The sequence below is a fragment of the Pedobacter africanus genome, from assembly GCF_040548825.1.
In the GTDB taxonomy this organism is placed as follows: Bacteria; Bacteroidota; Bacteroidia; order Sphingobacteriales; family Sphingobacteriaceae; genus Pedobacter; species Pedobacter africanus_A.
The window spans coordinates 207,744-222,863 of the sequence record NZ_JBEPSL010000001.1; the positions used below are offsets into that span (position 1 = coordinate 207,744).

At 39.9% G+C, this 15,120-nt stretch carries 8 protein-coding genes; all 8 read left to right on the top strand.

Translation table 11 applies throughout. From position 1 onward, the window contains the following. Positions 1-136 precede the first annotated feature (136 nt). The 8 genes from ABIE26_RS00870 to ABIE26_RS00905 all read left to right on the top strand — a co-directional run bounded on the left by ABIE26_RS00870 (position 137) and on the right by ABIE26_RS00905 (position 15,109). The gene (locus tag ABIE26_RS00870; protein WP_310141121.1) at positions 137-727 is read left to right on the top strand and encodes an RNA polymerase sigma factor; all 591 of its coding nucleotides are present in this window, start codon (positions 137-139) and stop codon (positions 725-727) included. Positions 728-818: 91 nt separating this feature from the next. Then, positions 819-1,982, top strand: coding sequence for a FecR family protein (locus ABIE26_RS00875; RefSeq protein ID WP_310141119.1), 1,164 nt, complete (start codon positions 819-821; stop codon positions 1,980-1,982). Between the two features lie 293 nt (positions 1,983-2,275). Continuing rightward, a complete protein-coding gene (locus tag ABIE26_RS00880; RefSeq protein ID WP_310141118.1) occupies positions 2,276-5,515 on the top strand; it encodes a SusC/RagA family TonB-linked outer membrane protein in 3,240 nt (1,079 codons plus the stop codon). 11 nt (positions 5,516-5,526) lie between these two features. Next, positions 5,527-6,900: a RagB/SusD family nutrient uptake outer membrane protein gene (locus ABIE26_RS00885; RefSeq protein ID WP_310141115.1), complete on the top strand. Its 1,374-nt coding sequence runs from the start codon at positions 5,527-5,529 to the stop codon at positions 6,898-6,900. After that, positions 6,887-9,379, top strand: a complete 2,493-nt coding sequence (locus ABIE26_RS00890) for an alpha/beta hydrolase family protein (protein ID WP_310141114.1) — start codon at positions 6,887-6,889, stop codon at positions 9,377-9,379. Before ABIE26_RS00885 ends, ABIE26_RS00890 begins: the two co-directional genes overlap by 14 nt. A gap of 362 nt (positions 9,380-9,741) precedes the next feature. Then, complete coding sequence (locus ABIE26_RS00895) at positions 9,742-10,311, top strand: RNA polymerase sigma factor (RefSeq protein WP_310141112.1); 570 nt, start codon at positions 9,742-9,744, stop codon at positions 10,309-10,311. Positions 10,312-10,460: 149 nt separating this feature from the next. Next, entirely contained in the window at positions 10,461-11,573 is a 1,113-nt protein-coding gene (locus ABIE26_RS00900; RefSeq protein ID WP_354374850.1) for a FecR family protein, read from the top strand. Positions 11,574-11,851: 278 nt separating this feature from the next. Next, on the top strand, positions 11,852-15,109 hold the full coding sequence (locus ABIE26_RS00905; RefSeq protein ID WP_310141110.1) for a SusC/RagA family TonB-linked outer membrane protein: 3,258 nt from the start codon (positions 11,852-11,854) through the stop codon (positions 15,107-15,109). Positions 15,110-15,120 lie beyond the last annotated feature (11 nt).

The window sequence follows — 15,120 nt, forward strand, 5'->3', positions numbered from 1 at the left end:
CAAATATTCTACCAATATGCCAATGCCCTAATATCCTGTGGAACGCTTGCTGTTGAAATCAATTAAGCTATAGCAGGGCAAGATAGTTTGATGATTTTTACTTATTATTGGCCCGATTATTCAAGTCAGGTCTGTTATGCCCATAAAAATACTTTATAGTGATGATGAATTGCTTGTGCGGGTCTCAAAGGGAGATCAGCAGGCTTTCGGGATGCTCTATGGACGTTATGCAGACCGGGTTTATGCGCAGTCAATGAGATTGCTTCGCAGCGAAGAACTCTCCAGGGAGCTGATGCAGGAAGTGTTTTTGAAGTTGTGGCGTATGGGGAGGGATTTAACAGAAATTCAGAATCTGGATGTTTACCTGAAAAAAATGACCAGGAATCGTTGTCTGAACGAGTTACGCCGCATGCTTAGGGAAAAGAAGGTAGGTGAGGTATATCTTGAAGATTATGATGAGTCGCACAATGATACCGAGGAAGGAATCTTTCTTAAAGAAACAAGACAGGTATTGGATACGGCTGTAGCACTCCTACCTAAACAACAACAGGAAGTTTACCGCTTGTGTTACCGCCAGGGGATGAAATATCAGGAAGTTGCTGATTTACTGAATGTCTCTCATGCTACTGTCCAGTCGCAAATGAAAAGGGCGCTGAAGTTCCTTCGTGCTTACCTTAAAGATCATCCTGATCTTGCGGCTGTTATTATTCTTTTAAAATTATTTTAATTTTTTTGCCTCGATTTATTTTGGGCGGTGTCTATAGCTAAAAGGAGTATTTGTTTTTGCCGGAAGGTGGAACATAACTTAAACTTTAGTAATGGACAAACATACAATCACATATTTATACCGGGCATATCTGGCTGATTCACTGGATGCCCATGAATTAGAAATGTTCAGAAAGCTGGTATTTGAATCAAATCCTGAGTTAGAGGCACTCATAGATGGGGATTGGAACAGAGTTAATGGCATCCAGGTTCCTTTAGATGTTAAGGAGCAGGTTTTGGAGTTTATAGTGAGCCATAAACAAGAGCCTATCCGCAAAAGTATTTGGCCGCGTATGACAGCTATAGCGGCATCTATTGTGATTGTTTTAATGGGCGTTTATTTCTTCACTGTAACCCCTGGTCAGAAGTTTGGCGGAGAGTCGCAATATGTTACTGATGTTGCCCCTGGTAAACAAGGTGCTACACTTACCTTAGCAAATGGTAAAAGAATCAGGCTTTCTGATGTGGTAAATGGGGAAATTGCTCAAGAGGCCGGAGTAAGGGTAAATAAGGCGGAAGACGGGCAATTGATTTACGAAATAACAGGCTTAGGCAAAACTTCTCCAGATAAATTGTTAAAGATGAATACGCTTTCTACAGCGAACGGGGAAACGTATCGGCTGCGTTTGCCAGACGGTTCCCTTGTTTGGCTGAATTCGGCTTCAAGTTTAACGTATGCCGCAAATCTTATTGATGAGCAAGGGCAAAGAGCAGTAAAACTTACAGGAGAAGGCTATTTTGAGGTTTTTAAGGATAAGAAACATCCTTTTATCGTCAAAACAGATAAACAGGAAGTAGAAGTTCTGGGAACTCATTTTAATATCAATAGCTACAGCGATGAACCTATAGTAGCTACTACGTTAATTGAAGGTGCGGTTAAGGTCAATTCCAGCAGTGGAGAGCAATTGCTAAAACCCGGACAACAGGCTATTAATGATGGAGCCACAATTAAAGTAGCTGCAGCTAATCTTGAAAATATCACAGACTGGAAAGGGGGTGATTTCTATTTCAATGGAGTGGACTTTAAAACCGCCATGCGTAAAATAGGCAGGTGGTATGATGTTGAAATTATTTATGATATCACCGTACCAGCCAATATAGAGGCAGGAGGCTGGATTTCAAGAAGTAAGAAGCTGTCTGATGTGCTTAAGTTCATAGAATCCTTAGGAATTGTTCGGTTTAAGCTGGAGGGAAAAAAAGTATATGTAATGAAATAACTGATCAGGGGAAAATCATCAACCTATAACTACAATAATTAACAGGGGTATTACCAAAAAATCTATGGAATGAGAAAATATATACAATAAGTATTAAGAATAAAAAAAGAACCAGGAATGCGACTAACATCCCTGGTTATAGTTCGATCAATCAACTAAAGTTAACTGTTTATCGCAGATGTCCAGGCTCTTCAAAACTAAGACATTCTGCTTAACCGACTAAACAAATGTATCAAAAAAATACCAGGAAACCAGGTGTACTAACACTGTTATGCCACAAAATACTGCTAATTATGCGACTAGCCGCCGTAATATTAATAGCATCTCTAATGCAGGTCAGTGCTGCTACTTTTGGCCAGCACATTAATCTGACCCAGCGTAATGTCTCGCTGGATAATGTGTTGAAAGAAATCAGAAAGCAAAGTGGATATGACATTTTATACAACAGCAATTCGATTGCTAAACATCAGAAATTGAATGTTGATGTAAAAAACCTCACTATTGAACAAGCCTTAACCGTTATTCTGAAAGGTTTGCCACTAACCTTTGAAATCAATAATAAAGATGTCACTATTAAAAGCAAAGAGAGGTCTTCATTTTTGGATAAAGTGACTGCTTATTTCGCTAATATAGAGGTCAGGGGGCGTGTAGTAAATGAGGAAGGAAAACCTGTAGAAGGCGCAACTATTGCAGTAAAGGGATCTTCTATGACAACCTTCACCAGTAGTAGTGGCGAATTTGTGTTAAAGGGGATAGCTGAAAATGCGATCTTAGAAATACGCTATATTGGATATGAAACTAGGGAGATAAAAGCGGCTCCAGACTTAACGATTACACTATTACAGTCCAGTGCAAAACTGAATGAAATAGAAGTGAATGCTGGCTATTACACGGTTAAAGATAGGGAGCGGACGGGAAATATTGCAAAAATCAGTTCTAAAGAAATTCAGAACCAACCAGTAAATAATGTCCTTTCTGCTGTTCAGGGAAGAATGTCGGGTGTCAGTATTACCCAGAATTCAGGAGTTCCAGGCGGCGGTTACAGCATCCAGATTCGCGGTCGCAATAGTGTCCGTACTTATGCCAACAGTGAGATCGACGGCAGTCAGCCATTGTATTTGGTTGACGGGATACCTATTGGAAGCGGAATGACAACTACTTATGGCGGAAATATCCTGTCGGATGCCAATCTTAACCCTTTAAGCAATATCAGTCCCAATGATATTGAAAGCATCGAGATTTTAAAAGATGCAGATGCAACAGCAATTTATGGTTCCAGGGGTGCTAACGGTGTGGTGCTGGTAACTACAAAAAAGGCGAAGAAAGGAATATTGGGACTTACCTTGAATTCATCGTATGCTTTAAACAACAGCTTGACGAATCTTGAGATGATGAACACCGATCAATACATTGCCATGCGGAAGCAAGCCTATGCTAATGATGGAATTTCAGTATACCCCGCTACAGCGTATGATATTAACGGAGTCTGGGATCAAAATCGTTATACGGACTGGAATAAGGCGATATTAGGAAATACCGCAGTAACATCCAATGTTCAGCTGTCATTATCCGGTGGTGGAGAGAATACCTCTTTCCTGGTAAGTTACGGACATAATGAGCAGACTACGGTATTTGCAAAAGATTTCCAGTATAAAACCAATACAATCTTAGGTAATATTGGACATCGTTCTGTTGACAACCGTTTCAATTTTAATATGTCGACTTTATTTTCCAAGCTGGAACACGATGTTATCAATCTAGACAATACCAGTAGTGCGTTGTCTCTGTCACCCAATGCACCTGCTTTATATGATGATGCAGGTAATATCAATTGGCAAAACAATACTTTCGATAATCCTTTGGCAGCTTACAACAGCACCTATTCGAATAACAATATCCAGTTTATGAATAACTTTAGGGCGGGTTACGAATTGTTACAAAATCTGCAGATAAAACTTAATGGCGGGGTCAATTATCAGACTTTCGATGAATTGTCATTACAGCCTAGTACCATTTACAATCCATCTTTAGGTGTCGGACCTGCTAGTTCCAGGGCCCTCCAAAGCAATAAAAGCAGGTTTTCATATACCTTGGAACCTCAAGTGAACTGGGATCTCAAAAAAGACCGTCATCAACTGGATGTGTTAATAGGAGGGAGTTATCAAAGTGATCTTAATACCCAAGGCGCCATTCAAGGGTATGGTTTCACCAACAATGCCTTTATTCAAAACATTTCTGCGGCAACCACCAAATTAATATCTGACCAGATCAGAACCGAATATAAATATGCGGCAATATTCGGAAGGGTGAATTACCAGTTTGACCATCGATTTATTATCAATTTCACCGGCAGAAGGGATGGTAGCAGTCGCTTTGGATCTAATCGTAAGTTTGCCAACTTTGGGGCTATAGGAGCAGCGTGGCTATTTTCAAATGAAGGTTTTTTGAAAAAACTTTCATGGCTGTCTTTCGGAAAACTAAGAGCGAGTTACGGTTCCTCAGGCACGGATAACATCGGTAATTACCAGTATAATGACACTTTCATTACCTCCACCCTAGGTTATAACAATATAACTGGACTGGTTCCTTCAAAACTGTTCAATCCGAATTTCAGCTGGGAAAAAACCATCAAAATGGAATCAGCTTTAGAATTGGGGTTCTTTAAAGAAAGATTGAATGTTGCCACATCATTTTACCACAACCGATCATCCAATCAACTTGTCGGCTACCAACTCCCTTCAGTAACAGGATTTACATCTGTGCTGGCCAACCTGGATGCTACCATCCAAAATACAGGTTGGGAATTTGATCTGGTGGGACGTCCGCTCATCGGCGCTTTAAAATGGGAAATGTCCTTTAATCTAAGCATTCCCAGGAATAAGCTTTTATCATTTCCAGGGCTGGAAGGATCGACCTATTCCAACTCGTATGTGGTTGGCGAATCTGTCAACATTCTTAAACTTTACCATTTAGAAGGTATAAATCCTCAGAGCAAACAATATGTTTTTACGGATTTTAATGGTGACGGTAAGATCAGTTCATCTGACGATCGTCAGATAGTTAAAAATATAGGTGTGAATTACTTTGGGGGATGGAATAACAATTTCAGTTATGAAAATTGGACATTTTCATTTCTGCTGCAATTCGTGAAACAGCAGAGTAGGAATTTTAACTACCTGATGTCATCGCCTGGCTTAATGCGTAATCTGCCGGTCGAAGCGCTGGATGTCTGGTCGCCTGAAAATCCTGGGGGAACTTACATGCCTTATCATACGACTGCCTCACCATTGCATAGTTTATTTCAGATGAGTGATACCAGTGTTTCCGATGGATCATTTATCCGCTTGAAGAATGTTCAGGTGACCTATCGAATTCCATTGAAAGGCAAAGTGATCAAAGACCCAAAAATTTATTTTCAGGGACAGAATCTTTATACCTGGACCAGGTATTTTGGATTGGACCCTGAGTTTACATCCATCGGATTCCTGCCTCCTTTGAAGACCTATTCTTTTGGAATGCAGATTAACTTTTAAAACAGAGAACAATGAAAAATTATAAACAGCTATATATCATCATAGGATTTTTGTTATTAAGCAGCATGACTTCTTGTGAAAAATTAATCGAGGTGGATTTGCCTGCCAACCAGATTGCCTCTGACCAGGTCTTTGTAGACGTACAGACAGCAGATGCTGTTTTGGCCGGATTGTATTCCGGATTACGTGACAATTCACCATTTGCTGGAGATCAGTCGGGCAAACTATTGGGGCTTTACACTGATGATCTTGATTTTTATTCTACCACAGCAACCAATGGACTGCCTGAAATTGCAAAGAACCTTCAGGATGATTCAAATGCCAGTATCTATACGGATTGGTCAACGGCCTATAAGCAGATTTATGTTGCCAATACCATACTTGAAGGTATAGACCAATCACAGTCTATAGCTGAGGTAGATCGTAATCGGATAAAAGGAGAAGCCTTACTTGTGAGGTCTATATTGTTATTATACCTTCAACAGGTATATGGAGATATACCATATCCTTTGACTACTAATTATCAAGTGAATCAGTACATCTCCAAAACCACTGCTGTTCAAGTCTTAGTGCAGTTGACTACAGATTTGAAAGCGTCAGTCAATCTGCTTTCTGATACCTACAGGAACGCAGAGCGTATATTCCCAAACCGTAAAATGGCAGAATTGCTTTTGGCAAAGGTCTATATGCTTGAGGGAAAATGGACAGAAGCTGAAGTGTTACTGAAAGGTATTATTCAAAGTCCACTCTACCAGTTTCAAACAGATGTCACAAAGGTGTTTCTCAAATCGGGAACCCACATCCTGTGGCAATTGAAGCCTAAAAATTCTGGTGATGCCACAAAAGAATCAGGAACCTATTACTTTGTGAATGCTGCACCTTCCAATATCGCGCTGAGCACAGATTTGGTCAGTTCTTTTTCATCAACTGATCTTCGCAAGCAAAACTGGATTGCAACCGTTACTGTTAATGGTACGAGCTGGCACAGGTGCGAAAAGTACAAGAACAGGACAGCTAATACCACAGAATATTCTATCATTACACGTTTGGAAGAGGTTTATCTTCTTTTGGCTGAAGCCTTAGTGCAGCAGGATAAAATTGAGGGGGCATTACCTTATGTCAATAAAACAAGAGAGCGTGCAAGTCTGCTACCTTTAGAAATGCCGCTTACCAAGGAAAATGCGTTGAAGGAAATTGGTTTCGAAAATCGCAGAGAGTTTTTTACAGAGATGGGACACCGCTTTTTCGATCTTAAAAGAACAGGAAAGCTGGACGCTACGCTACAGAATAAGCCTAACTGGAAGTCTTATCATAGATTTTGGCCTATTCCCCAAAAGGATATTTTGTTGAACGTCAATTTAAAACCGCAGAATGAGGGCTATTAGTTTTAAACAGTTGTTTTTCCTGGTAATCATATCTGTATGTAGCCAACGGCTTTTGGGACAATATAATATTGATTCTATAAAACAGAGATATGCTACATTCTATACCATTGCTCATTTTAAAGTATCAGATGACAACCGGTGGATTTCTTTTTCGAAGATTTACAAGAAAAATACAGACACCACTATTGTTGCAAATGCAGATAAACAGCAATCTATTAAAGCTGTTTTGGTTGGTGTTTCTGAAAGCTATTTTTTGAGGGATAATCGTTTTTTCTGGCTTGGAAATGGCAAAGCGCAAATTATCAATCTTCGAAACGGAGGTAAGAAAGAATTTAAGGAAGTTAGCAAAATAGAAATACTACCCACTCTGGGATATTATGCTGTTTTGTATAAAAGCCGTTTTCTGGAAGTATTTGACAGCAAAGACAAACTTGTTACCTCAGTTTCTGATGTGACACAGTTGGTCAGTAATAAACGGGATAAATTATATGTAATTGTTAAGCAAAATAATCTCTCATCTGTCTGGTCTCTGCAATCCAAAGAATTTAAAAAGGTCTATACCTCGGAACAGGGTATCAAAAAAATCATGCTCGCTCCCTCACAGAAATATCTGGCGGTTACAGAGCAGGAGAAGTCTTCTGATGGATTGCAGCTTGTATTACTCGACACCAACTCACTCAAAGTTTCAAGAGTTGGCAATGGTTTTATTAAATCTGATTATATCGAGGTTCGTGAGATAAATAACGGAGTTGCTTTTTTTCTGGATTTTAATAGCCGGCCAAAACCGGCTCCCACCGCTCAGCCAGAAATAAAATACGGTACCGATCCTGATCTTTGGTTGTATAGAATGGGAGAGCAGTATCATGAGTACTGGGTGTACGATGTGAAATCAGAGCAGTCTCAAAAGGTAAATCCTGATCTTGCGTTTATGGCCGCTATGGACCATGACAGATATTTTCTAAGCTTCGATCGAGAGGAGAGGAGTGCCTACATCAGTTCGGTTTCCTGGTTTGACATTTATTTATATGACCGATTTGTTAAAACTTCAAAAAAGATACTCACTCAGACTTCAAATCTGGTAGTCAGTCGGGGAGGTGAGTTTATCATAGGATTCAACGAAGAGAAAAAACGATGGATTCTGTATCATACTCTGTCATCGAAAGAAACGATTATTGAAAACGCAGAAATCCAAAGGCCGGTATTCAGCGAAGATAACCGGTATGCTTTTTTTGAAAGCAGCAGCGGTCTTTACCAGCTTGATCTGCATACGCAAAATCAGCCACCGATAGCTTTAACGGAAAATATAAAAGTTGCTATTCTCAATGTCAAAGAAGATGTGATCTATGGAACGCTAGGCGCAGATTTTAGAATCCGCAGCATTAATGCCAAAAAGCCTATTATCTTTGAACAGTATGATCAAAACAGCAATGAAACATCGTATGCCGAGTGGTTTCAAGATAAAATAAAGGTGCTGCTTCCGACCACTAAAAATAGAGTGAGTGATTTTAAGATAATTTCTGGTAATAAGACTTTTTTCAGCCTTGAAGAAAATTTTAATATTCCGCAGATAATATATAAATATAATGGTGCGCTTAAGAAAAAAGTGTTCCAAAGCAATATACATGATAGGAAAATTTACACGGCGAAACAGGAAGTATTGTCATACAAGAATAGCTTGGGGGTATCTATTAAAGGCGTATTATATTATCCGCTTAACTTCGATGCCCAAAAGAAGTATCCTTTGGTTGTGTCGATTTATGAAGTTCAGAATAAAAGTGCATCGGTGTATCCCTATCCTTATTTTTCCGGAATAGGGGTTAACATCCGGTCATTGATTGATAATGGCTATTTCGTTTTTCTTCCCGATGTGGTTTTGGATAGCCGGGGACCCGGGTTTTCTGCGTTGGATTGTGTGCATTCAGGACTGGATGCCCTGAAAGGATATACCAATATTGAAAGCAGTAGAGTAGGGCTAATGGGGCATTCATTTGGTGGGTTCGGGACCAGTTTTATAGCGAGCCATTCCAATCGTTTTGCGGCCTATATATCAGGAGCCGCAGTTACCGATCTGGTGAAATTTTATTTTTCCTTCAGCCAGGAAAGGAAACTTCCCAATTATCCACGCTTTGAAAACGGACAGTTTGATATGAAAGTGCCATTTTCTCAGAACAAGATGCTCTACTACGATAATAGCCCCATTGCCAATGTAGAGAAGGTGAATAAGCCGATTTTTCTCTGGGCAGGGCTGAAAGACGGAAATGTCCCTTATGACCATACCGAGGAATTTTATACGGGTTTACTACGAAATAAAAAAAAGGCGGTAGTACTGTATTATAGAGATCAGGATCATGATCTGGCAAAAAACAGTGCTGAGAGCATAGACCTGCATTTGAGAATCCTGGAGTGGTGGGGCTATTTTTTAAAAGATAAACGGGATATTCCCTGGATTGATAAAGAAATAAAGAGGGGTGCCAATTAGAAATTGAAAACTTTTTCCTCCCGGGAAATCCAGTAGCAGGAGGGTAAGTTGTGGTGGCGTTCGAGCAACTATACCTTCTATATATGCCGCTGGTAAGCACAAGCAAATCTTTTATGGTTATTTTATCTGAGAATTTAAAGGCCTTTGTTCTATCAGTATATTTAGCTGAAAATTAGTAAATAGTAACGCTCTTGGCGAAGTAGGTTCTGTGTTGGCTTTGCTTATTGTCTATTGCTTTTGTTGAAAATAATACTCAGCTTTGTTCAGAAACCACTCTGAGTACGGGGAAACCAAGATCAAAAAATATAGATTTATTTAAGATTCCGTGTTTTTATGTAGGGAGTTTATTGAATCTAATGTTCATGAGGGAATACAGTAGCCATAGCGATCAGGAACTCATCTGCCTTCTAAAGGATGGGAATCAACGTGCGTTTAAAATGCTGTATGACCGATACTGGGAAAAGCTCATTCATTATGCAGCACACAAGACGGGGGATCTAATGGAAGGGGAAAATGCTGTACAAGAAGTTTTTGTTTCTTTGTGGAACCGAAGAGAACAGTTGGACATTACCACTGACCTCAGCAGGTACCTGACCGTTTCTGTGAAATACCGGGTCATTAAGATTCTAAATAAGCAGCGTACCCAGCGGATTCATGAACAAACGAGTCTAGAGAGCTGTGACCTGCTGGATGATTCCACCCAGCAATACCTTGATCTGGAGGAACTCCGTAACTGGTTGGAAGAAAATATCTGTAAGCTTCCTGAACAAAGTGCACTAATTTTCCGGATGAGTAAAGAACAAGGTTTGAGTCATAAAGAAATCAGTGAAAAAACCGGCTTATCAGAAAAAGCGGTTAATTCACACCTTGTCCGGTCAAAAAAAACACTATTGACTAACCTGCGTTCTTTCCTCAATGCCTACCTGTTATAATTTTTAAATCCTAAAATTACCTGAATAAAAATATTTTGAAATAAATTGAATCATTTGCTTTTGAAAAGGGACATGTAAATATAAGCCCCTTATTGCAAATGGTTAATAAAGATAAAATCAGGTTAGAAGAACTATCCCATAAGTCCCTTATGGGCACAATAACCGATGCTGAAAAAAAAGAACTCGGTGCCTGGCTAAACAACATAGAGGAAAAACCACTGGAAATTCCCGGTGATAGAGCCCAAGATAAAGAACAGTATGGTGAACACATTTTTCAGCGGATCAGGGAGGAAATCGGAATTCAATCGGAAACGCAAACTCCTAAACTTTGGCCGAAAATTGTTGCAGTTGCAGCAGCAGTTTCTATTATGGTACTTGGTGTATTTTTCTTCAACTATCGAAACAGCTCAGTACAGGATCAAGATAAAAACAACTTAGTTTTGCAGTATATCGCACCTGGAAAACAAGGAGCGACTCTTACTTTGGCCAGCGGAACAACCATCAAATTATCCGACACCCAAAATGGTGAACTCGCGAAACAGGCAGGTGTTACCATCACCAAAACGAAGGAAGGCCAGCTGGTTTATGAAATCAAACCCAGCACCGGTGTGTCCACCGATCTCGGCGCGGTCAATACCCTTACAACCGCTAGAGGAGAAACCTATAAAGTCAAACTTCCAGATGGAACTGAGGTGTGGTTAAACGCCGCCTCTAGTATTAGATATGCAGCCAATTTGCTAGAATCTGGTAAACGAAAGGTCAGTCTTCAAGGTGAAGCTTACTTTCAGGTGGCAAAAGACAAAGCGCACCCATTTGTGGTAAAATCCGGTAATCAGGAAGTCGAAGTTCTTGGAACACAATTCAATATCAATGCCTATAAAAGCACCAATACGAAAACAACCTTGCTTGAAGGAAGTGTAAAATTAGCTTACAATGCCCAACAGAAAATATTATTGCCCAACCAACAGGCTACAACGGGAAAAGGAGATATTGCAGTTAAAGACATAGACGGAGAGTTTGCAGTTGCCTGGAAAAACGGATTTTTTATGTTTGACTCCGAACGCCTGGAAGACATCATGGAAAAACTCTCCAGATGGTATAACGTAGAAGTGGAATTTACAGAACCAGCACTCAAAAATATGACCTTCTTTGGGACCGTCAGCAAATCTGAAAACATATCTAAAGTATTAAAAGCACTTGAACGCACAAAGTCAGTAACCTTCATCGTAGAAAACAACAAAGTTATCATCAAAAGGAAATAATCATTCTTGAATCAACTAAACCACAAACCGCAATTAAAAAGAATATGAAAAAATAATATTAAACACAATTGGAAATCATAAAAAAGGACTCCGATTTGCCTCGAAGTCCTAAAAACTGATTTACCTAAAAAATTGAACTATCAACTATTTACGAACTAAGCAACGTGTCAGAGTCGTGGAAAACCAGCACAATGCTAAAACCAGTTTACCAAATGTATAAAATTTATACTCAATATTTTTGTACGCCTCAGTGCTACATCAATAAATTCCTGATAATTATGAAACTCACTACCTTCATATTTATGTTATCGCTCATGCAGGTAAGCGCAGCCAGCTTCGCACAAAAGCTCACGCTCAAGCAAAGCAATGTTAGTATGGAAAAAGTCTTTCTGGAAATCCGGAAACAAACCGGCTATGATGTACTCATAGAAAATTCGAATTTAAAAACCAATAATACGATCAGTGTCAACTTCAAGGAAGCATCTATAACTGAAGTCATGGACATCCTCCTGAAAGAAACAAACCTGAGCTACAACATCGAAGACAAGCTCATTGTCATCACAAAGAGAGAAACCAGCTTACTGGAAAACCTCGTCAATCGATTTCGCGCAATTAACGTTCGTGGTAAAATTCTGGATGAAAAAGGTCAGCCACTAGTGGGCGCTACGGTTGCAATAAAAGGAAAGAATAGGTCGGTGAAGACAGATCAGGATGGTGCCTTTTATCTGGATAATGTTGGGGAGAATGATAAGCTGGTGATTAGTTATATAGGATATCAGACCAGGGAGGTTGATGCAACCAGTAATATGGGGAGCTTATCGCTGGTTTTAGCCGATAGTAAGCTCGATGAGGTTACAATTAATGCTGGTTATTACATGGTTAAAGATAGGGAACGGACGGGAAGTATTTCCAAAGTTACTGCAAAGGATATCGAAAAACAGCCTGTAACCAACGTACTGTCGGCGGTTCAGGGGCGTATGGCGGGAGTAAGTATTACACAGAACTCAGGTACTCCCGGTGGAGGATATGAAATACAGATACGAGGGCAAAATAGCTTGCGGAAGGGGTCTTTTACAGACCCCATTGCTAATGTCCCTTTATACGTAGTAGATGGCGTCCCTATAAGTGAATTTTCCAATTCGTATTCACAAATCTCATCTACAGCTATTCCTAATGGAAGTATTAGCCCTTTAAATAGCATTAACCCTAATGATATCGAAAGCATTGAGGTACTAAAAGATGCTGATGCCACCGCTATTTATGGTTCCCGTGGTGCTAATGGGGTAATTCTTATTACCACCAAAAAAGGAAAAACAGGAAAGGTGCGCTTGAATTTCTCTAACAATTATGGTATCAGTAAGGTCATATCTAATCTGAAGCTACTGAACAAAGATCAATACCTCCAGATGCGTCGGGATGCATTTTCGAATGACAAGATCACAACCTATCCTGCCAATGCGTATGATCTCAATGGCACTTGGGATCAAAATCATGAAACAGATTGGGTCAAGACGCTTATCGGGCAAAAAGCAACGTTAAGCAACACCCTAGTTTCAGTAAGTGGGGGAAGTGAAACAACAAACTTCATGTTGAGTTTAGGCCATAACGAACAGACAACGGTATTCGGACAGGGCTTTAAATATGCCAGCAATACTTTTAATTCCAACATTTCACACCGTTCCGATGACAATCGCTTTCTCATGAGTATTTCCAATATGTTCACTCAGCAGAAAAATAATATAGTAAGGACCGATATGACCAGGGATGCGTATTTATTAGCTCCTGTTTCACCTCAGCTTTACAATGAAGATGGAAGCCTGAATTGGGCTGACAACACTTTCACAAATCCTCTGGCGGCTTATAATGCCTCTTACAACAATGACACCAAATTGTTTCAGAGTAATATGAATACGGAATACCGCTTCTTTCAAAATCTTAAAATTAAAGTGAATGCTGGGCTTAATTATACTGCTGTTAATGAAATGGCTTTAACACCCAACACCGTTTACAATCCAAATTTGGCAAATGGAGCCTCAAGTGCCAATTCTCAGGCGAATAAAAAGTCATCGAAGATATTCTCTTTTATCGCAGAACCTCAATTGAATTGGCAGGGGAAATGGGGGGACCACAATTTAGAAGCCCTTATTGGAGGAAGTTTTCAGAGAAGTCTGAGGAATACGGATGATAGGTTAGGATTTGGATTTGAAAGTAACCAGTTCATTACCAATATTGGGGCTGCAAAAACGGTCATGACCTTTGAAGATTCCGATATCGAATACCGCTATGCCGCACTATTTGGAAGGCTTAATTATCAGTTTAAGAGCAGGTATATCTTAAACCTCACCGGAAGACGGGATGGGAGCAGCCGTTTCGGTCCGAACAAACGTTTTGCTAGTTTCGGTGCACTTGGTGTAGCCTGGATTTTTTCTGAGGAAGAATTATTGAAAAATATGCAGTGGCTCAGCTTTGGAAAGCTCCGGGGAAGTTATGGTTCGGCGGGCAGTGACAATATAGGTGATTTTCAGTTTCTGGATAACTACATCGTTTCTTCAGCTTCAATTTATAACAATATTACAGGTCTGTCTCCTTCCCGCCTTTACAACCCCGATTACAGTTGGGAGGTCACTAAAAAATTTGAAACTGCGCTGGAACTTGGTTTTTTTAGAAACCGTTTGAATCTTACCACAGCATGGTACCGCAATCTTTCTTCTAATCAACTGGTCGGTTATCAGCTTTCAGCCGTAACAGGATTTACCAGTGTAATAGCGAACCTACCAGCAACAATGGAAAATACCGGTATCGAAATAGAACTGTCAGGTCGTCCTTTGGCAGGGAAAAATTTTCAATGGGAATCCGGTTTTAATATCAGCTTTCCAAGAAATAAGCTTTTGTCATTTCCAGGGCTTGCAGGTTCCTCCTATGCAAGTCAGTATGTGATAGGGCAACCTGCGAACATTATAAAACTTTATCAGTTGGAGGGCATTAATCCTGCAACAGGTCAATATCAGTTCACTGACTTTAATAATGATGGCAAGATTTCTGCCTCTGATGACCGTCAGGTGATTGAAGATATTGGGATCAAATTTTTTGGTGGATGGAACAATAGTCTACATTATAAAAACTGGGACTTGTCGGTACTTTTCCAGTTTGTCAAAAAGAAAGGCCGGAATTATAACGGAATTATCCCTATGCCCGGGTTAATGAACAATCAGCCTGTTGAGGTGCTGAATGTCTGGTCAGATAATAACCCCACAGGTTTGTATATGCCGTACAGTACCAGGAATACGAGCAGTCATAATTTATTCCGTTCCAGCACCGTTGCTTTTTCGGATGCTTCTTTTATCCGGTTAAAAAACTTGCAGTTGGGATACAAGCTTCGATTAAAAAGTGTACCATTTAAAGATGTTAAAATTTACTTTCAGGGGCAGAACCTCTGGACACAGACTAAATTCTTCGCCGTAGATCCTGAATCCTCCTCTTTGGGTTTTCTACCACCAATGAAAACCTATTCCTTTGGAGTCCAGTTTAATCTTTAAAATTTATAAAA